17 protein-coding genes are annotated in these 19078 nt (G+C 43.3%); 8 read left to right on the top strand and 9 right to left on the bottom strand.

All coding sequences use genetic code 11. From position 1 onward, the window contains the following. Window positions 1-10 precede the first annotated feature (10 nt). From ACJVC5_RS08140 to ACJVC5_RS08130, 3 genes are read left to right on the top strand one after another with little or no spacing between them, the layout of a single operon-like run. On the top strand, window positions 11-1051 hold the full coding sequence (locus tag ACJVC5_RS08140; RefSeq protein ID WP_408098875.1) for an ArsA family ATPase: 1041 nt from the start codon (window positions 11-13) through the stop codon (window positions 1049-1051). Next, window positions 1041-2276: a glutamate--cysteine ligase gene (locus tag ACJVC5_RS08135; RefSeq protein WP_408098874.1), complete on the top strand. Its 1236-nt coding sequence runs from the start codon at window positions 1041-1043 to the stop codon at window positions 2274-2276. The genes ACJVC5_RS08140 and ACJVC5_RS08135 overlap by 11 nt, the downstream gene beginning before the upstream one ends. An 18-nt stretch (window positions 2277-2294) precedes the next feature. Further along, the gene (locus ACJVC5_RS08130) at window positions 2295-3437 is read left to right on the top strand and encodes a trans-sulfuration enzyme family protein (RefSeq protein ID WP_408099228.1); all 1143 of its coding nucleotides are present in this window, start codon (window positions 2295-2297) and stop codon (window positions 3435-3437) included. Here ACJVC5_RS08130 and ACJVC5_RS08125 read toward each other — a convergent pair. Then, the gene (locus ACJVC5_RS08125) at window positions 3411-4073 is read right to left on the bottom strand and encodes a hypothetical protein (RefSeq protein ID WP_408098873.1); all 663 of its coding nucleotides are present in this window, start codon (window positions 4071-4073) and stop codon (window positions 3411-3413) included. The two genes, ACJVC5_RS08130 and ACJVC5_RS08125, sit on opposite strands and share 27 nt — an antisense overlap. Continuing rightward, window positions 4054-5184: a hypothetical protein gene (locus tag ACJVC5_RS08120; protein WP_408098872.1), complete on the bottom strand. Its 1131-nt coding sequence runs from the start codon at window positions 5182-5184 to the stop codon at window positions 4054-4056. Before ACJVC5_RS08120 ends, ACJVC5_RS08125 begins: the two co-directional genes overlap by 20 nt. Window positions 5185-5341: 157 nt before the next feature. Between ACJVC5_RS08120 and ACJVC5_RS08115 the strand changes: the two genes are divergently transcribed. After that, complete coding sequence (locus ACJVC5_RS08115; RefSeq protein ID WP_408098871.1) at window positions 5342-6064, top strand: HD-GYP domain-containing protein; 723 nt, start codon at window positions 5342-5344, stop codon at window positions 6062-6064. A 6-nt stretch (window positions 6065-6070) separates the two neighbouring features. On the opposite strand, the gene ACJVC5_RS08110 is transcribed toward ACJVC5_RS08115, so the two are convergent. Further along, window positions 6071-7210, bottom strand: a complete 1140-nt coding sequence (locus ACJVC5_RS08110; protein ID WP_408098870.1) for a hypothetical protein — start codon at window positions 7208-7210, stop codon at window positions 6071-6073. A gap of 138 nt (window positions 7211-7348) precedes the next feature. Between ACJVC5_RS08110 and ACJVC5_RS08105 the strand changes: the two genes are divergently transcribed. After that, a complete protein-coding gene (locus ACJVC5_RS08105; protein WP_408098869.1) occupies window positions 7349-7966 on the top strand; it encodes a class II aldolase/adducin family protein in 618 nt (205 codons plus the stop codon). Here ACJVC5_RS08105 and ACJVC5_RS08100 read toward each other — a convergent pair. The 4 genes from ACJVC5_RS08100 to ACJVC5_RS08085 form a co-directional block, all read right to left on the bottom strand. After that, entirely contained in the window at window positions 7931-8947 is a 1017-nt protein-coding gene (locus ACJVC5_RS08100; protein ID WP_408098868.1) for a hypothetical protein, read from the bottom strand. The two genes, ACJVC5_RS08105 and ACJVC5_RS08100, sit on opposite strands and share 36 nt — an antisense overlap. Next, the gene (locus ACJVC5_RS08095; protein ID WP_408098867.1) at window positions 8948-9784 is read right to left on the bottom strand and encodes a DUF455 family protein; all 837 of its coding nucleotides are present in this window, start codon (window positions 9782-9784) and stop codon (window positions 8948-8950) included. It abuts the gene before it with no gap. Beyond that, entirely contained in the window at window positions 9753-12374 is a 2622-nt protein-coding gene (locus ACJVC5_RS08090; RefSeq protein WP_408098866.1) for a helicase-related protein, read from the bottom strand. The genes ACJVC5_RS08095 and ACJVC5_RS08090 overlap by 32 nt, the downstream gene beginning before the upstream one ends. A gap of 125 nt (window positions 12375-12499) precedes the next feature. Next, on the bottom strand, window positions 12500-13684 hold the full coding sequence (locus tag ACJVC5_RS08085) for a M28 family metallopeptidase (RefSeq protein ID WP_408098865.1): 1185 nt from the start codon (window positions 13682-13684) through the stop codon (window positions 12500-12502). A gap of 90 nt (window positions 13685-13774) precedes the next feature. On the opposite strand from ACJVC5_RS08085, the gene ACJVC5_RS08080 reads away from it, so the two are divergent. Then, the gene (locus tag ACJVC5_RS08080; RefSeq protein ID WP_408098864.1) at window positions 13775-14791 is read left to right on the top strand and encodes an NAD(P)H-dependent flavin oxidoreductase; all 1017 of its coding nucleotides are present in this window, start codon (window positions 13775-13777) and stop codon (window positions 14789-14791) included. 3 nt (window positions 14792-14794) lie between these two features. After that, a complete protein-coding gene (locus ACJVC5_RS08075; RefSeq protein WP_408098863.1) occupies window positions 14795-15307 on the top strand; it encodes a DUF4442 domain-containing protein in 513 nt (170 codons plus the stop codon). Here the strand turns inward: ACJVC5_RS08075 and feoB are convergent. Both feoB and ACJVC5_RS08065 read right to left on the bottom strand, forming a co-directional pair. Further along, complete coding sequence (gene feoB / locus ACJVC5_RS08070; RefSeq protein WP_408098862.1) at window positions 15291-17153, bottom strand: ferrous iron transporter B; 1863 nt, start codon at window positions 17151-17153, stop codon at window positions 15291-15293. The genes ACJVC5_RS08075 and feoB overlap by 17 nt on opposite strands. Beyond that, window positions 17150-17395: a FeoA family protein gene (locus ACJVC5_RS08065; protein WP_408098861.1), complete on the bottom strand. Its 246-nt coding sequence runs from the start codon at window positions 17393-17395 to the stop codon at window positions 17150-17152. The genes feoB and ACJVC5_RS08065 overlap by 4 nt, the downstream gene beginning before the upstream one ends. Window positions 17396-17505: 110 nt before the next feature. Between ACJVC5_RS08065 and ACJVC5_RS08060 the strand changes: the two genes are divergently transcribed. Further along, window positions 17506-19035 (top strand): 5'-nucleotidase C-terminal domain-containing protein, encoded by a 1530-nt coding sequence (locus tag ACJVC5_RS08060; RefSeq protein ID WP_408098860.1) that lies wholly within the window; start codon window positions 17506-17508, stop codon window positions 19033-19035. Window positions 19036-19078: the final 43 nt, after the last annotated feature.

Genomic DNA, 19078 nt, shown 5'->3' with positions numbered 1-19078 from the left:
AGGATTGAATGTGGGCCTCGAAATCAAATCGTTCGAGATTTTTTGTGGTACAGGAGGAGTTGGTAAGACAACTCTAGCGACCTCACGCGCCCTCAATCTTTCTCAAATGGGAAAACGAGTTCTCCTGATCACTATTGATCCGGCGAAGCGCTTAAAAGATCTACTGGGTCTTAAAGGCGAACACGTTGGCGACGTAACTCCCGTTGAACTTCAAGGCCTAAAGCTTGATGCCCTTCTCATGTCGCCGGAAAAAACCATTCAGCGAATGGCGAGTAAATACAACACTCCTGATCTCGCTAATAACCGCATTGTTAAAATTCTCTCGCGCCCTTATGGCGGAATGAATGAGATTTTATCTTTGGTAGAAGTGCAGATGCAGTTTGAGACCGGAAAGTATGATGTAGTGGTTTTAGATACACCACCGGGTGCACACTTTCTGGACTTTTTGGAAGGTGTAGGTAAAATCCGTTCTTTCTTTAATCAGAACTTTGTGGAGATTTTTAGTTATCTTTCACAGAAGACCGCTTCGGCCGGTAAAAAAGTTTTTGGTTTTGGTCTCATCAATAAAATTGTTTCCAGTGGTGTGAGAAAACTTTTGGGTTATCTTCAAAACGTCACTGGAGCAGAATTCATTGATGATTTCATCCAGGCCATTCACATTATTTATCAGTCCCGTGAAGCATTCATGAAAGGACTCGCTCTCCAGGATAAATTGAAGTCACGAACTGAATGTAACTGGTTTTTAGTGACCTCAGTAGAGCAAGGAAAGGCCCAGGAAGCAGTAGAAATGAAGTCCCATGCGAGTGAATTTATCCATCAGGATCATTATCTCGTGCTTAATAAATGCCTAGAGCAGGAGCTTAGAGGCTGGTCTCCGAGTGATGAATCGCTGAATAATGTAAAAAAATCCCTCGAGGATAAAGAAATATCTTTGAAACAACAGCTAAGAGGGTTATTCCCAGAGGTACTGGAATTCCCTGAGGTGATTAGTCTCTCGCCTACAGATCATATTCAACATCTTACAGAAAAATGGAAGTCCTATGTCGTTTAAAGTGAACACGAAGGCAGAGCTAGAACAGTTCTTCTGCCATAACCTGAATGCCATCAATGAATGGATTGATAAGGCCCAGGCCGCTCTCCCCCAGCCCCTTACTTCAAGTGTTGATGTGAGAGAAAGTAAAACAAAGTTTGCTCCCGTGGATCACAATATGTATCCGGCCGGTTTCAACAACCTTTGTAGTAAAGATCTTCTTTTCTGCGCTGATCACTTCCGTGAAAGATTTGATCAAATTAAACCAAACTTAAACCGCGTGGGAATTCTTCCGGAATCTCATACCAAAAATAAGTATTATCTGGATCACCTTTATAAATTGAAATCGACGATTGAAATGTCAGATGCGAATGTGACGCTCTTTTCTCCGGACGCCAACCTCTTTGCTGAAGTTGGCGGGGACGTTGCGGTTCTAGAATCTTTCTCGGGCCATAAGATTGAAATTCACCGTGCTCAAGTGCAAGACGGTCAATTCATCTCTTACACTCCAGGTGTGAAATTTGATTTTGAAGCGGTGGTTTTAAATAACGATCAATCGGTTCCGCTTGAAGTTGATTGGAAATCTATCAAGACTCCTGTGCTCCCATCTCCTTATGTGGGATGGTTCAAGCGTCAAAAGATCCACCACTTTAAGCATTACCGTGAGACTGCGAATAAATTCGCCAATCACTTCGGCATTAATCCTGATCTTATCCAGGCCCACTTCTCTTACGTTGAAAATATTGATTTCAACACCAAGGAAGGTTTGGATGAGCTTGGAAATGAAGTAGATAAGCTTCTGGCGACACTTCCACCTGGTTCTTCAGTATTTGCCAAGGCCTCACAAGGAACCTACGGCATGGGGATCTCAGTGGTTTCAAGCGGCGAAGAGATTCGTTCAATGAACCGCAAGGGCCGTAACAAAATGGACGTTGGTAAGAACAACCTCAAGTTCACATCAGTTCTGATCCAGGAAGGTGTGGAAACCGTCGTTAAATATGACGACGCTCCGGCCGAAGTGACTATTTATCTGGTAAACGGCAGAAGTTCAGGGGGCTTTATGAGAACAAATCCTCTCAAAGGCACCCAGGCAAACCTTAATTCACAAGGTATGATTTATCAGAAACTTTGCCTTTCAGATGTTAAACAAGATTGCGATCATAAAATAAAAGAAGCTGTGTACTCGGTGATTGCCCGCCTTTCGACCCTGGCCGCTTCGTATGAAATGAAAGAATTGATGGAGTAAGTAATGAGTATGAAAGAAATGAAATTCGAAACGAAAGTTATCCACGTAGGCGGCGAGCCGGATCCAACAACGGGTGCGATCATGCCTCCTATCTTCCAAACTTCAACTTATGTGCAAAGTTCACCGGGTGAGCACAAAGGTTATGAGTACACTCGTTCTCACAACCCAACTCGTACTCGTCTTCAAGAGTGTCTTGCTTCACTAGAAAATGCTAAGCACTGTTTCGTAACTGCTTCAGGTCTTTCGGCCTCTTCTCTTATCATGCATATGCTTCCCAAAGGTTCAAAGATCCTTTGCGGTGACGACGTTTATGGTGGCACTTACCGTCTTTTCTCAAAAGTATTTAACGATATTCACCAGTATAAATTTGTGGACACAACTGACCTGGTAAAGCTTGAGAAAGAAATCAATGAGACAAAGCCAGCACTTGTATGGCTTGAAACTCCAACGAACCCACTTCTTAAGATTTCTGATATCAAGGCAGTGGCCGCGATGGCGAAAAAAGTCGGTGCTCTGACAGTGGTTGATAACACGTTCATGAGCCCGTTCTTCCAGAACCCGCTTGATCACGGTGCTGATATCGTTCTTCACTCAATGACAAAATTCATCAACGGTCACTCTGATGTCGTTGGTGGTGCATTGATGTTTAACTCTGACGAAATCAAAGAGAAAATCTTCTTCTACCAAAACGCCATTGGCCCTTCTCAGTCACCATTTGATTCATGGCTCGTTCTTCGTGGGATCAAGACTCTTGCGGTAAGAATGAAGGCCCATCAGGAAAACGCGATGAAGATCGCACAGTTCCTTGAGAAGCACCCAAAAGTTGAAAGAGTTATTTATCCTGGTCTTAAGTCTCACCCTCAGTATGAACTTGCTCAAAAGCAAATGAAGGGCGCCGGTGGGATGATTACTTTCTTCATCAAGGGTGGAATTGATGAATCTCGTAAGTTCCTTGAGAACGTAAAACTGTTTGCTCTAGCAGAATCACTTGGTGGAGTTGAATCTCTGGTAGATCATCCAGCAATTATGACTCATGCTTCGATTCCTAAAAACGTAAGAGAAGGACTAGGTATTTTTGATAACCTAATCCGTCTCTCAGTTGGTATTGAAGATAGTGATGATCTAGTGAAGGATTTAGAGCACGCTTTTAGTCGCGTCTGATGTTGTTTTAACGGGAACTTCAGGAGGTGTTGTTAACTTCGCCTCCTGATTTTCTTTCTTAGGCTCTGCCGGTGCCGTTGGTACAACCGGAGCTGGAGTCACTTCCTTCGCCTTCTCAGAGAAAATATCCGGAACTTCTGTATAACGGCTAAACACCACAGACTCATTCAAATATTTCTTCATTAATAGATAAGTACAAAAAGTCTTACCGTGATCTGAACTTAGATTATCGCGATCACCTTCGGCAAAAATCAGACCGTCGTCCTGAATCACATCCATCATATTGAAGTACTGTGAACAAAAGTCTGATGTGTCTTTCGATTTGTCCTGGTGAATACACTCGGCCTCTTTCTTAGCAACATCAACACCTGTGGCAGAAGTTACTTTGATGTGAACCGGTTCACGACAAACGTCCACGATCCACTCTTTTGGAAGGTATTTTTTGTGTGAGATATGAACGATACAGTTCTTCTTATTAATCACGAACTCTTGCTTCAGAAGACCAAAAAGGGGCCCTTTCTGAATCATTTTCATTTTGTAAGTAGCATCCAGACAGCTCTTCGAACTAAATCGAGTTTGAGCAAAAGCGCTGCTTACTAAGAGAACAAAAAAGAAACTAAACTTTATGAATGCCATGACGGTTAACCTCCATCACTACTACGGTCGCGTCTTTTGTTAAGAACTGACTCTCCTTCCCTTCTTTAAGTTGGAAGAAAAGCTCTGATAAGGTCTCAGAGGCGTTCAACTTCTCATGACTTTTTAGGAAATCATGAATGTTTTTGTTGGGATGTCCTTCTTTCCAATTAAAGATGAATCCCGGAGAGAAAACAATGAATTTCTCTCCTTTAGAGAGCTTGTATGCTTTATCGCGGTCCAGCTCAATGCGACCATTCAACTGACTATGAAGCTCGGGTTTATTGGCAGAATGTAATTTAAGTTCCAAAGTCCCAAGATCTAATTCCAGAACCGTGACTTCTACCTCTGACTTTTTCTTTTTCGCACCATTGATGGTCTCGATTTCAGCCTGAGCATCATTTAAGAACGCAGCAGGATTAAAATCCTTCTCACGGTGCTGGCCCAGAATTCCCAAGAGCGCACTTGAAATCAAATATGACTGGCTGGCCACCATGATCTGAAAGACCTTTGATGGAGTTTGATGAAGATCATAAAACTCTCCACCACCACCTTCTCCCGCGGCATATTTATTTGTAAAAGAAACGCCTTTAATTTCATCCGTACGGCGAGGAATCAGCATCTCATGGATCTTCTTTGCTTTCACCATTTCCACTTCAGCGTTTTGTAGAACTTGATCTAGTTCAACGCTAAATTGGGCCATGTGTTTTTGAAGCATGCGCTGATCTTCGAGGAGATTCCAGAAAAATTGCAGCTGATTAGAAAGCATGGTCCAGTTCAACTGAGGCATGGGAAGTGAATACTCTCCAATGATCTTTGTCAAAAAGGCCGCTTCGTTCTGCACCCATTCATGGGCCTTCACATTACTTTGTTCATGAAAAAAAACCGCGCCTAAGAAAGTATTCATGACGGCCTTAAAGCCCTCCTGAGCACTTGGAGGCTGGTTCAAAATAGTTTGCGTATCAACGAGTAAAAACTCTCCACGTCGTTTCAGTTCAAGAGCATTGAACGTTTTAAGGTCCATCACCTGATGATTTTCAAAGAAGTCGAAAATCGAAAAGCCCTTGGACTCGAGCTCAGGTTTCAGATAGTTGCGTTCATCCAAAATGATCATTTGCGGCACCTTCATGGTATCTAAATCACAATTATTTTATGTACTTAGGGCTTATTTAGAGGACCCCCTCATTTTACCGTTTATTTTTCTGCAAAACAACCGAAGAGAATTTATCAAGTGGAAGGTTCTTTCACTGTTTTTTTAGTTGGATGAAACTATGAAAAAAAATAATGTCTTCGAGCTGCCGACAATGAGTACTGCTCTTTCCTTACTGGGAATGGCAGCACAAGTAGAAGCATTAAAAGATGAAAACAAAAAAATCAGTGAACAGGCCGCTCGCACTATCCTTAAGGCCCTCGACGCTAAAGATAATTATACATTTGGACACAGCATGCGTGTTGCTTACTTCTCGCTAGTAACAGGCGCAGAAGCAGGTCTTTCACCAGAAGAAATGTATGAGCTTGAACTGTCTGCAATTTTCCATGATATCGGCAAAATCGGAACTCCCGATGCCGTGTTAAATAAGCCTTCTCGTTTATCTGAAGAAGAATTCCAGATCATGAAAAAACACCCGGAGAATTCTTACGAAATTCTGAAAGATTTTCCGATGTTCGAAAAAATTGCTGATAACGCTCGTCTTCACCATGAGCGTTTCGATGGTAAAGGTTATCCTCTTGGTCTTAAAGGCGAAGAGATTCCAACTGCCGCAAGAATCATTCTTATTGCAGATACATTTGATGCCATGACTTCAACTCGTCCTTATCGTAAAGGGCTTCCTTATGAAGTGGCCTTCGAAGAACTGATTCAGTTCTCAGGCACTCAATTCGATCCGCATCTTGTTAAAATGTTCATTCAAGGTATGAAGAAGGAAGCGCTTAAAGGCGAAGACCAATTTTTCATTCCACTTATGGACAAGAAATTCGACAAGAACGCCGCTTAACTATTTCTAGTTACAGAACGCCGTCTTCGCACTACTCGACACCATTCTATTCTGAGTGCTTTCACAGCCCTTTTGTGTTTCATAGATATTCACGGGATGACATTCAACCGTCTTCTTTAAGAACTGAGTTGAGGCCGCATTGTCTTCGCAGATTTTGTAGCTTGGAGCATCGATACAGGCCCAGTGTTTGCCAGCACAGTTATAAACAAGACCGCGACCACGATACTCATAATCAGGTGGGGCCACGTATTCTTTGATTGTTTTCTTAGGTTCAGTGTCTTTCGCCTGCTTCTCAAGGTCCTGAAGAATTTGATCAGTAAGATTATCTTCAGATGGTGTGACTTCGCCATCAATCGTGTCCATAGAAACGGATGGAGTTGTTTCAGACGGAGTTTCAGTGATAGTCGTATCCGGAGTTGTTGAAGGCTCTTCAATAGCAGGGGCCGTGTCTTCCGGAGTCGCTTCAATTGGGCCGGATGGAATTTCGGTCGACGTTACATCAACCGGCGAATCAGGAAGAGTCTCAGTTGTTGTCGATGGCTCCGTCGCCACTGTCTCACTCGGTGTAGTTTCTGCTGGAGTGGTTTCTGTTGGCGCCACTTCAGTTGGAGCAGGAGTTACCTCAGTTGGAGTTGCCGCAGTTTCAGTTGGTGGCGTCGTTGCTTCAGTTGGGGTCGCCGGAGTTTCAACTGTGGCCGGCGGAGTTGTTTCCGCTGGTTTGGGCTCTGGACGAGGACGCGCTTTCGGAGGTGGAACCGGTGTATTGTCCATCGGTTCTTCTTTTGGAATGATGTAATCTTCCGCCAGGAAGACAACAAGACCCAAACCAATCACTGCCTGAATAATGCGACTGCGTTTTTTCTTCTTGGCCGCCTCATCATCGTCAGCGGGACCTTCCGTCGCTTCAACACTTTCTTTTTTTGCCTTAGAAGGCTTGGTGCTTAGAGACTGAATTTTTGCTTTTAACTTATGAATAAGAGAGGCATTCGAAGCAACTGCTTCTTCATCTTCTTCAATGTCTTCAACTGAAGACAAATCAGTAGCACCCGTCACATCCTCTGAACGTGATGACTCATCTGCTTCTGAATTTTCTTCTAACTCGTCGCCTTCATCCTTCTTTTTAAGAAAAGGAAGCTTGGCCTTCAAGTCATTGACGATTTTATCGAGGATAACCGCTCCTATTTGAAATGGGTCTTGTACTTAGACTATGTTATCCAGTATTCTCATTATAAGGGAGCCTGTGGCATTTGCAATCAAATCCCATAGGAGATCAAGGACTTATCTGTGAATACCAATCGTGACGAAGGCGTCATCAAGTTCAAATTAACACTAAAACGGGCACCGGCCCCTGAAATGAATCAGGTCATTGCCTTAGAAAAGTGGCGGGCGCTGTTCTTTAAGCTGGGTCTGATTGGGGAGTATCCGATTGATAAAATCGGCTATGGAAACCTCTCTTCGCGCATCGGAAAGAAAAATTTCATCATCACAGGCAGCCAAACAGGTCACTTGGCCCACCTTCAGGCCCATCATTATTCGAAAGTGATTGAATGTGATTTAAAGAAAGGATCTGTAACAGCAGAAGGACTTATTCCTCCTTCAAGTGAATCACTCACTCATTACGGCATGTATGAGGCGAATCCAAATATTCATTATGTGTTTCACGTTCATCACCAAAAACTTTGGGAGATGATGTGTAATGGTCCATTTGATTATATTTCGGATGACGTTCCTTATGGAACTCAGGCCATGGCAGAAGCAGCTTCTCAGCTAATGGGAACTAAGACATCTGGAATATTTGTGATGAAAGGTCACGAAGACGGAATCATTTCCTATGGGGCCACTCCAGAAGAAGCAGGAAAAATTATCCTAGAGCTCTACCGAAAACTGGCAGTCAGGCAGTAATCGTTTTAATTCTAGAAATTTCTCTTTTCCACCAGACAGAAAGAACATTTCAAATCGAGTATCTCCTGGAGACAATTGGATCAGATGAGGATCTACGGGAACCTGTTTGTGATTAAGCGTTTTTCCTAAGAGAAAACAACTCCAACGGTTGCCATATTTCTGAGCAAGCTCATGGGCCACAAGACCCATCGTGCGGCGATAATTCACTTCACTCATCACGCGGATTTTGAGTTCTCCTCTCTCCAAGTAAACAAATGAATCAATCGAGAAACCATCAGTCGCGCCGATTGAGCGATAGTGCTTAATAATTGCTTCCACTCTCTCTTGAAACTTTTTCCATTCTGATTGAGAAACGTCAGAGTAAAAGCTCAGATCCTGAATTGTAGTGCCACCATTAAAAACGGTGCCTCGGTATTGAAACTTATCATCCACTAAATTCTGATAGCAGATGCGTTTGCCATCTGAAAAAACGTAATGAGAGAAATCATATTTGCGGTCAAAGAGTGGTTCAACAATGACTGCTCCATGCTTTAACAAAGGCTCCACTTTATTTACGGCACACTTGTTAAACGTCACAAAGTTCTGGCCAGACATTCCGAAAGGATTCTTAGCGAGATAAAGACGATCATCCAAGTTCTGGAGTTCATCTAGAGAATGAATAATAAATGTGTGATCGTCCCAGCCTTGATCAATCAGAAGTTTTGAACTTTCAATTTTAGAATTAAGGCGTTGCTCGAGATGAAGATCTGCGAGCTTCCCCCACCAATTTTCAGTCGGGCCAGAAGCCACAATAACTGGTTTATGTCCTGAGATGGCCTCGACATAATCCAGATAGTCCTGAGAGTACTTTTTGGTAGAAAATAAAGGTTTCTGTTCTAAAAATAGCGCCAGGAACTCCAGCGATTGATTCACGATTTTAGGGGCCGGACGACCTTCAAACAGAGCGATCTCATAATCAGCATTCACTAACAGGGCCTTCATTTAGGTCCTCTTCGTGATTTGAAATTGATCGTCGTAGTTTTTAAGTTCCTGAATGAAGTCCTGATCACTCATGGCCCTCTCATGAATCTTTGGATCAAAGCCAATGCCCTTGCTGCGTGCTGGAGTCAGGGGCCATGGAAGTGAATCCATGTAGTACTGCCAAAGAGTTTTATCCTCTCTCCATTTCTTCATCCAGTGGGCCCCAAAGGCCACATGCCCTATCTCATCTTCTAAAACTATTTCTAAAATCTGAGCGGTCTCAATATCACCGAATTCACGGAAGAGTCTGGCGTAGTGTTGAGCAAAATCCAAATTCGCGGCCTCAAAAGTAAGGGCCATCACCGCCGCATATTGAGAAGGAGTTTTGAGCTTTTCCATCTGACGCCAGAAAAAATCATTCAGAGGAAAATCGCCAAACTGATATCCCAGTTGATTGAGGCGACCAATATAAAGCGAAAGGTGTTTTTGTTCTTCTTTAAGGGCGGTCAAAATTCCGCGCTTAAAACGAACATCGTCCTCGGTTTTATGCGGATAAATCAAAAGGGCCGCGGCCATCATTTCAATCGCGAGTAACTCGTGATTAGCAAAACTATGGAGAGCAATTGCCTTCTTATCGGTCTCATTCAAACGAGCAGATTTAGGGAACTTGATTTGTTCATCAGAGAAAGCAATTTTCCCCGTACGCCCCGGAAGTTTAGGCAGCTCAAAATCTTTCCACTCCGACCAATCAATTGTCGGAGATATGAGCTTGTCTTCCAGGTTTTCACCTAGAAGGACAAGCTTCGCGAAATCATAGTATGAAATTTTATCGGAATTTTCGGAAAGCTTTTGCGGCATCTTTCTTTCCTCCGCCACCACTCTTTCCATGAGAAGGCTTAGAACGATTTGGTCCCTTGTTACTACGTCCACTGCCACTGCTACCGCCGCCTTCACTTCTTTGAGGGCGTGGTCCACCGTGCTTTGGTCCTCCACCATGGCGGCGAGGACGGTCCTCTCGTCTCGCTTCGCCTTCACCTTCAGGGCGAGGTCCACGACGAGCAAAACGACGTTTAGAGAAACACTCGTCACAGATATTGAAGCGAGCATTGGCCGGCATCTTACATCCGCAACTTGAACAAGTTTTAGAGATCTTGTCTGAAAGAAGCTCGTTCAGGCGCTCAATCGCCTTGGCCTTGTTCTCGAGAAGCTGTTTTTCATCGTATTCAAAGTTCTTCTGATTGAAGTGACGAGATAACCACTGGAAGAGCTCTACGCACTTAATTGAAGTCTCGAGGTAATCAATATTGTCCGATTTTTCATCAATCGGTTCATTGAAAATACTTTGGTTACTCACGTAGTGGTTAAGAATCCACATGTAGTACTGAACGTGCTCCATAAGACCCAAGTTCACTGGGGCACATGCGAATCCGAAGATCTCAGCATAAGTAAGTGTTCGGTTCTCATCGGCCGCTTCCACCATCTCTGCGAGCTCAATCATTTCTTTCATATCCACGCAATAGAATGGCTTTTGGAAAGTCATGGTATTGAATAGGCGCAGGAACTCAGAAAGCGAAAGAATTGGAAGTGAATTCGACTCAAGGGCATGATTCACGGAGGAGAAGATATCCAAATCCGGACCAACCATCGCTTTATCACTCTGACCTAAGTGGTGAGAGAGAGCATTTCGAAGAATATGAAGACCGTCTTCCACACGGTTAAGTGTGGTCACCTCACCTACCGGAAAACGCTTAAAACGTCCGGCACGGCCAGCGATCTGTTTAATCTCTGAATATGTGAGAGGGTTCTCTTTGTCGTCTACAAACTTAGAAAGGGCAGAAAAGACGATACGTCTTACAGGAAGGTTCATCCCCATGGCGATGGCATCAGTTGATACCATGATATCGGTTTCACCTTCATCAAATTTACGGGCCTGCTCACGACGAACTTCCGGAGAAAGACGACCGTAAACAATCGACACTTTAAAATCAAGTTCTTCAAGATCTGCTTTATATTTCAAAGCATTTCTACGAGAGAAAACGATCAGAGCATCGTTCTTCTGCATTTGCGACAATGGAATCTGATGATTCAGAACATTGAGTTCTGTCATACGAGTGTACTCACGCACTTCCAGGGTATCACCACAAAGAGCGAGGATCTTTTTCACTAGCTCCAGAACAGAGTGATCACCACAAAGGTGAATTTCATCTGCTTGGATGTTCACCAGAGCGCGGGTCCAGGCCCAGCCCCTCTGAGGATCAGTCAGCATTTGAATCTCATCAATTACACAACAATCAAACTTACTTTGAAGTTTGGCCATTTCAATGGTTGATGAGAAATGAGTTGCATCAGGGACCTCGATCACTTCTTCACCGGTAAGAAGTGTGGTCTTAGCACCCTTAGCATTCATGGTATCAAAAAGCTCAGAGGCCAGGAGTCTTAGAGGTGCTAAATAACAACCCTTCTTCGCTTGAACCAGAGCTTCGATAGCGTGATAAGTTTTACCAGAGTTCGTAGGGCCCATGTGATAAATCACACGACGATTCATACGACGGGCATCAGCGTGTAGCCAGAATTGCCCTAGATAATCTCTCAGAATCGACGAAGAAACGTCTTTACGTTTAAGAGCAAGGATCGCTCCTGTGAAGCGTTCAAACTCTTTACGGAGGAAAACTTCGCCTTTCCAGATATTAGTTTCCAATTGAAGGTAAAAACGATCATATTCTTCCGCAGAAACAAGTTCGGGTTTTAGTCCTTGTTCAACTAAAAGCGTGTTGAAGAATACAGTGAGCTTTTCTTTATAAACTTTCCCCAGTTCAGACTTAGAGCCGAACTTAGTACGAAAGTGGTGCTTCACTTCGTTCTCAAGCTTATTCACCGAAGAACGTTTAAGCTTATTTCTTAATTGATGAAAATTTTTATCCAGGTTCTTTTTAAGATCAAACACCGCGTTTGAAATATCGCTGATTCGCTTAACCAGGACCCAGTCATGGAGTTTTTCTTCAATCTTATCAATCAGGGCCGTTTGAGTCGCGAATACCGCTTCTCTCACCTGAGTACGATAGTCCCCAAGACACTGAACACACTGACAGCTTAGATCGCGGTCATTGAGCTTAATATCAAAGTTTAATTTAACCAGATTTTGCGTCTCAAGGTGCTTAGTGATCTTCTCTTCTGTCCAGGCCTTGTAAGTGTCCTTATAAGACTCGGTCATCTCACGACTAAACTGGCCGTCTACCACTACAGGATAAGTTGAAGTCACTGGGAAAATAAAATCTTCCACCAATGCTGTTTCAACAATCGCCTCGCGGTCGAAGACTTCACGAATTCGTCCGAATGATTTTTCAAAAAGAGATTCTAAAGATGGATGGGCATCGAGCATTGCTCGAGTATCAACTGCGATAGATTCCAGAGTATCTAAAACAATCTCGGAATCCTCGAGAGGTCGCATTCTGGAAGACTCATCGTCTCCCAGAATACTAGTCGTTATTAAAGCTTTACGTGAAGTTTCTAAATTAGTGCGGATGTCCTGATAAAGGGACCTAAGTTCATTGCTCAAATTAATTTAATTTCCTATTAGTTTGCTAATTCTACCACAAAAGCTGTGGCCAACTTAGCAAATTTAGCAGCGTGCTTCGCATCACCGCCAGAAGTTTCTAGAGTATCCTGAGCAGTATGGATTTTTTTATTGCTTTCATTCATTGTCGATTCATGAGGCATTGAAGCCGGATAACCATTGGCAGTCCATGAAGCGTGATCAGAACAGCCATAACCACAACGAGAGTAGCCCCAAGGTACTTTTACATACTCATCCACCAGTTTTCCGATAAATTCATTTTGGGCCTGGTTAGAATAATCCGACATAAGCACGATATCTTTGTCAGCGCTTCCCTTATAAAGAGTCATATCCAGTTGCATAACTCCCACTACCTGGGTGCCTTTTTGCTTATAAGATGTTGCGATATCTTTTGAACCTAGAAGACCAACTTCCTCGGCCGCGTACCCCATGAACTGGATCGTGCGTTTTGGTTTAAAGTTGTTGTTCATCAAAATTTTAATGACCTCAGTAATTGTGGCAATTCCTGAAGCATTGTCATCAGCACCTGGAGCGCGTCCTCCACCGCCGAAGAAGCCCGCGATTGAATCAGCGTGACCACCAACAATCACAACTTCATTCGGACGCTCAGAGCCCGGAATTGTCATAATGATCGAGGCCTGGGGCCAGTTTTTATGTTGGTAAAGCTCTACCTTCACATCATTTCTGTTACGAGCGAGAGCCGCCCAAGTATCACGAATGAACTCTGAAGATTTAACACCTGTTTCTGATTTGTAGAAACGAGTGTTGAAGTTTGAAAGCTTAATGATCATGTCACGAATAGATGGTTCAGTAACCTGAGAGACCATCGGACGAACCATCGCTGCCTGGTTAATTGTGTAATCAGAGAAGATGGCGCTTTTAGCGAAATACATTTCACCTTGCTGAGAAAGTGATGTAACTGCCTCTTCCTGAGTTTCATGGGCCATGAAACCACCACAACGGTTAAGCTCGTGGTGAATTACCTCAGAAAGTTGCTCAACTTCTTCCGCCGTTAGTTTAACGACTGAAGCACCTTGTGCTGAGAAAACTGTTTGAACTGATTTGTTAAGTTTTGGACGGATTTTGGCGAGAACCTGGTTGTCGACTGTCAGCCATTGAGCCTTTGGAGCTGCGAACGCTACGGTTGAGAGAGTAAGGGCCAATAATCCTGACAATTTCTTCATTTCATCCATCCTTGTATTAAAATGATTGGTATAATTAACCCATAATTCAAAGTTGTTTGGGAAGTGAAACTTCTATGACTTTGCCTTACAATGACACACGTGCCCAATCCCCATAGGAGAAGTATGAAAACGAAGCTTACAGAGATGTTGGGAATAGAATTACCAATTATTATGGCCCCAATGTTTCTTGTCACAAACACTAAGATGATTGTGGCCGCGGCCGAAAATGGAATCGCTGGTTGCATTCCGGCCCTGAACTTCCGAACCATCGAAGAACTCGAAGCGGGCATTAAAGAAGTTAAATCTCAAACTAATAAACCCTTCGGTGTAAACCTCATCGTTAACAAATCAAACATCCTGGCAAAGAAACAACTTTATAAGTGTCTTGATCTCGGTGTGAATTTCTTTATCACTTCTCTTGGTTCTCCGGAAGAAGTCATTCGTGAATCCAAAAAACAAGGCATCAAAGTTTTTTGTGATGTGATTGAAGAGACCTACGCGAAGAAAGTTGAAGACCTTGGTGCGGATGGAATCATTGCTGTGAACTCAGGGGCCGGCGGCCATTTAGGAAACATCCCTGCTTCCGCTCTCATTCCGAGTTTAAAATCAGTTTGTAAAATACCTGTGATCTCGGCCGGCGGAGTTGGAACAGGTGCCGGAGTTGTTTCTATGCTCGCCCTGGGAGCGGATGGACTTTCTATTGGATCTCCATTTATTGCAACCAATGAATCACCTGTTTCGCAAGAGTACAAAGACGCCTGCGTGAAATACGGAGCTCATGACATTGTCGTAACAACAAAACTTTCTGGTTCTCGTTGTACCGTGATCAACACTCCGTACGTGCAAAAAATTGGGACCGAACAGAACATTGTGGAAGAAATTTTAAACAAGAACAAACAGCTTAAAAAATATGCCAAGATGATCACTTACTATAAAGGGATGAAGGCATTAGAGAAGGCCGCCTTCAGCGCTTCTTATAAAACGTTATGGGTGGCGGGAAGCTCAATTGAATTCACTAAAAAGATTGAACCGGTAAAAGATGTCGTGACTCGCATCCGCCAAGAAATGAAAGACGCTCAAGAACAAATCAACAAGGTCATGGGGTAATTTATGAAGGCCGCTTACAAGCTCATTGATAAACTTCTCGCGAATCCAACTCCACTCAACATCATGGCATTGGACAAGGTCCTCAAAGTGGGAATTCCATTCAATGCTCCTCATGGTTTTAAAATTAAAACATTGAATCGCGATGCTGTCGTCATTGCGCTTCCGAATAGAAAATTAAATCACAATCATCTCGGTGGGGTTCACGCCTGTGCTATGGCAACGGTGGGCGAATACGCAGCTGGTTTATCTCTATTGCAATCATTCGGCATTAGTAAGTATCGCCTTATCATGTCTGACCTTAGCGTGAAATACACTTATCAAGGACGCACTGACCTTGAGGCCATGTGTTCCCCAACTCAGATTGACGTGGAAAAAGTTCGCGTAGGACTTGAGACCGAGGGAAAATACTCTCAGCCTCTAAAGACCATTATCCGTGATTTAAATGGCAAAGAAGTGGCAGAAGTGACCACGATTTGGCAGTTAAAGAACTGGGAACAAGTTAAGACCAAAGGTTAACAATCGTTCGTGCGAGAAATGCGAAGAGATAGGCCAGCGTCAGAGTGTAAGTCACCATGATGATCGGCCACTTCATCGAATCCGTTTCTCGCTTCATCACCGCAAATGTAGAAATACATTGTGGAGCAAACACAAACCAAATAAGAAGCGCCACTAAAGTGCCGAGACCAAACTGCTGAACCAGAGCGGCCGACATGTTCTTCTCGAAACCTTCTGCACCCTCTTCAATTGAAAGCACCATTGAAAGCGCGCTCACCACAACTTCTCTCGCTCCAACACTTGGAATAAGAGCAGTGGTAATTCTCCAATCAAATCCAAGCGGTTTAAAGACCGGCTCGAACACCCGACCAATGCTTGCAGCATAAGATTCTTCGATATGAGAAACACCATCTTTCTGTGGGAAAGTCACAAGGACCCAAATCACGACGCTAATGACAAGAATGATTCCCCCGGCCTTCTTCAAGAAGATCATGGCCTTGTTCTTCATGACCAAGAGAAGATTTTTAAGCTTCGGAACGCGATAAGGAGGAAGCTCCATCAAAAGCATCGAAGGAGATGAATGAGGTAGAGTTTTCTTAAATACGAGGGACACCACTAAGGCGGAAACAAAGCCCAGCATATAAAGTCCGAAAAGAACGAGTCCCGGAAGTTTCAACCAAGGCAAACCAAAGACCGCCACATTGGGAATAAGAGCACCAATTAGAATCGCGTAAACCGGAAGACGGGCCGAACAAGTCGTGAGAGGAATCACCAGCATCGTGATTAAACGCTCACGATAGTTATCAATCACTCGAGTTGAAAGAATGCCCGGAATGGCACAAGCGTGAGAAGAAAGAAGTGGGATCACTGATTTACCAGGAAGACCAATTCTTCTCATGAATGAATCCATCAGGAATGCCGCACGTCCAAGATATCCAAGATCTTCAAGGAACTGGATGAATAAGAATAGAAGAACAATTTGTGGAAGGAAAACGAGCACGCCCCCTACACCACTAATAATACCATCAACGATAAGACTCTTGAGAAGTTCATTACTAATGTAAGTTGATGCCAGTTCACCCATCGAACCAAACATCGCCTCGATCATGTCCATTAATGGAGATGCCCAAGTAAAGAGAGTCTGAAAAACCAGAATTAAAAGAGAGAAAAGAATCACAATTCCCCATACTGGATGAAGAACCAGACCATCAATGCGCTCACTGAACGTATCAGGCCTCAGCGGACTAATGGTCACATCTTTTAAAAGACCATCAATGCTCTTAAAAATTCCATTCACATAAGCAGGTGAACGAAAAACTTTCTGAGCATGCTCAGGAACATGCAGCTCCACTTTTTGCTTTTTCCCAAGTTCAACTTTCAGGGCCTTCACCAAATCAGCAACGCCTTCTCCGGTAGATGCACTGGTTGGAACCACAACTGCATTGAGTTGTTTGGCAAACTCTTCGAGATTTAAAGAGAGCTGTCGCTTCTTCGCCTCATCAAAAAGATTAAGTGCAATGATGAGTGGGTATCCCAACTGTTTTAACTGGAAAGCAAGAAACAGTGACTTCTCTAAGTTAGTCGCATCTAATACCAATACGAATAAATCAGCGCTGCTTTGAGATTCTTTTTTAAGTAGAAAGTCTTTCGTGACTTTCTCATCAAGAGTTGTGGCATCTAATGAATAAATCCCTGGAAGGTCGATCACTTCAATGATCTTTTCTCCACCCTCACTTATCCATCCTGTTTTCTTTTCAACTGTTACACCGGGAAAGTTCGCTACACGTTGAAAACTTCCAGTTAGTTTATTAAAAAGAGCAGTTTTACCCACATTGGGCATACCGACGAGGGCAATACGAGGGATCATTTCAAGACCTCAACTAGCACGAGACCTGCTTCTTCAGCTGACAAGGCCACCATTCGACCGCGCACCTCAACCAGAATGGGTTCTTTAAAAAGCGGGGCCTTACGAGTGACTCGAATGATTTCACCGTGGATAAATCCTAAATGCATCAATCGAGATTCGATATCAGATATCTCTCGGTCTTCGTGAATAGGGAAAGAGCGAACCAATAACTTTGTCAGCATCGGCGCTTGGTTGATTGTCATGTGGTTTGATATATCAAACATCCCGGCATTTGTTAATCAAAATCTCCACATTTCTGAACTGGCCAAAATCGTAAATGATTGGATAATCATCAAGAATCCTGGAGGAACCTATGAAATCAGTCCTGTTACTTGGTCTCATCACTGTTTGGGCCGCCCCTGTTCTCGCCTATACCAAAGGCAAAACATATAAACTCACCATTCTTCACACAAATGATCACCACGGAAGATTTTGGTCTAACCGTGATGGCGAAGTTGGTCTCGCTCCTCGAGCGACCCTCATTAAACAACTTCGTGAAGAAGCAAAAGCAAATGGTGCTGATGTTCTTCTCCTAGATGCAGGTGATGTAAACACAGGTGTTCCTCAATCAGACATGCTAAATGCTGAGCCAGATTTTAAAGGTATGAATGCCATCGGTTACGATGTGATGGCTGTTGGTAACCACGAGTTTGATAAAACTCTCAAGACCATTTATCAGCAAAGAAAATGGGCCGGTTTTCCATTCATCTCTGCCAATATCTATGACAAGTGGACAAAAAAACGAGTGTTCCCTTCTCACATCACAAAAAAATTTGGTGATTTAAAAGTAACGATCTTTGGTCTTACGACTGAGGACACTCCCCTTAAATCAAATCCAAAAAATACGGCCGATCTAAAGTTCACAAAATCAGTTGAAGAAGCAAAAACACTCGTCCCTACTCTTCGTCCAAATACTGATGTATTAATCGCGCTTACTCACGTTGGCCACTATCCAAATGAACAGCACGGCGCGGACGCTCCAGGTGACGTGACACTCGCTCGTCAAGTGAAGGGCATTGACCTCATCGTTGGTGGTCACACTCAAAAGCCACTTTTCGAGCCAGATATTCAAAACGGAACGATCATAGTTCAAGCTTACGAATGGGGAAAATACGTTGGTAAAGTTGATCTAGAAATTCTAGATGGAAAAGTAACTCTCAAGAGCTACAAATTGATTCCAGTGAACCTTAAAGATTCTGCAGAGAAAATTAAACCAGATGAAAAAGTAGAGGCCCTTCTTCGTCCTTATAAAGAAAGAGGAGATAAAACTCTGCTCGTTCAAATTGGTAACGCAGATGCTGAGTACATCGGCCGCCGTGATGTTGTTCGCTATCAGGAAACAAATCTTGGCAACTTAGTCGCTCGTGCTTACAGAGAAAAGTTCAAGGCCGACATTGGTCTCACGAACTCTGGGGGAATTAGAGACTCAATCTACCCAGGAAAAATCACAGTTGAAACAGTAGGAATGGTTCTTCCATTCGGTGGAGAAGTTGTTTCGACAGAAATGACGGGAAAAGAATTAAAAGAATTTTTCGAGCACGTGGTGTTCAAACTGACTCCTGGTTCAGGAAGTTTCGCTCAAACTAACAATGTTGATATCGTAGCTGATAAGAAGACGAGCAAGATTAAGTCGTTCAAAATCGGTGGCGTGGATGTTGTTGAGTCGAAAAAATATCTCATGGCGTTACCAGAGTTCATTGCCGCTGGTGGAGATAAATATCCGGCAGTTAAGTTCCGTAAATATGGCTACGTCGATGCAGATTTATTAAAAGAATTCATCGCTGCTCAAAAAGAAATGAAGTCTTCTGACTTCGCTCCAAGAGGCAGCATTAAATTCGAGTAAATCTCTCAAGCATACTCTGTTAGGAGATTTTTCCTTTATCATT

This window comes from Peredibacter sp. HCB2-198 (genome assembly GCF_045999315.1).
GTDB lineage: Bacteria > Bdellovibrionota > Bacteriovoracia > Bacteriovoracales > Bacteriovoracaceae > Peredibacter.
This window is presented reverse-complemented; position numbering and strand designations above follow the sequence as displayed.

Bases quoted from the DNA above. Each gene is read 5' to 3' on its own strand.
- ACJVC5_RS08135 (WP_408098874.1), top strand. From the start codon at position 1,041: ATGTCGTTTAAAGTGAACACGAAGGCAGAGCTAGAACAGTTCTTCTGC.
- ACJVC5_RS08130 (WP_408099228.1), top strand. From the start codon at position 2,295: ATGAAATTCGAAACGAAAGTTATCCACGTAGGCGGCGAGCCGGATCCA.
- ACJVC5_RS08125 (WP_408098873.1), bottom strand. From the start codon at position 4,073: ATGGCATTCATAAAGTTTAGTTTCTTTTTTGTTCTCTTAGTAAGCAGC.
- ACJVC5_RS08120 (WP_408098872.1), bottom strand. From the start codon at position 5,184: ATGATCATTTTGGATGAACGCAACTATCTGAAACCTGAGCTCGAGTCC.
- ACJVC5_RS08115 (WP_408098871.1), top strand. From the start codon at position 5,342: ATGAAAAAAAATAATGTCTTCGAGCTGCCGACAATGAGTACTGCTCTT.
- ACJVC5_RS08100 (WP_408098868.1), bottom strand. From the start codon at position 8,947: ATGAAGGCCCTGTTAGTGAATGCTGATTATGAGATCGCTCTGTTTGAA.
- ACJVC5_RS08095 (WP_408098867.1), bottom strand. From the start codon at position 9,784: ATGCCGCAAAAGCTTTCCGAAAATTCCGATAAAATTTCATACTATGAT.
- ACJVC5_RS08090 (WP_408098866.1), bottom strand. From the start codon at position 12,374: ATGCGACCTCTCGAGGATTCCGAGATTGTTTTAGATACTCTGGAATCT.
- ACJVC5_RS08085 (WP_408098865.1), bottom strand. From the start codon at position 13,684: ATGAAGAAATTGTCAGGATTATTGGCCCTTACTCTCTCAACCGTAGCG.
- ACJVC5_RS08080 (WP_408098864.1), top strand. From the start codon at position 13,775: ATGACACACGTGCCCAATCCCCATAGGAGAAGTATGAAAACGAAGCTT.
- ACJVC5_RS08075 (WP_408098863.1), top strand. From the start codon at position 14,795: ATGAAGGCCGCTTACAAGCTCATTGATAAACTTCTCGCGAATCCAACT.
- feoB (WP_408098862.1), bottom strand. From the start codon at position 17,153: ATGATCCCTCGTATTGCCCTCGTCGGTATGCCCAATGTGGGTAAAACT.
- ACJVC5_RS08065 (WP_408098861.1), bottom strand. From the start codon at position 17,395: ATGACAATCAACCAAGCGCCGATGCTGACAAAGTTATTGGTTCGCTCT.
- ACJVC5_RS08060 (WP_408098860.1), top strand. From the start codon at position 17,506: ATGAAATCAGTCCTGTTACTTGGTCTCATCACTGTTTGGGCCGCCCCT.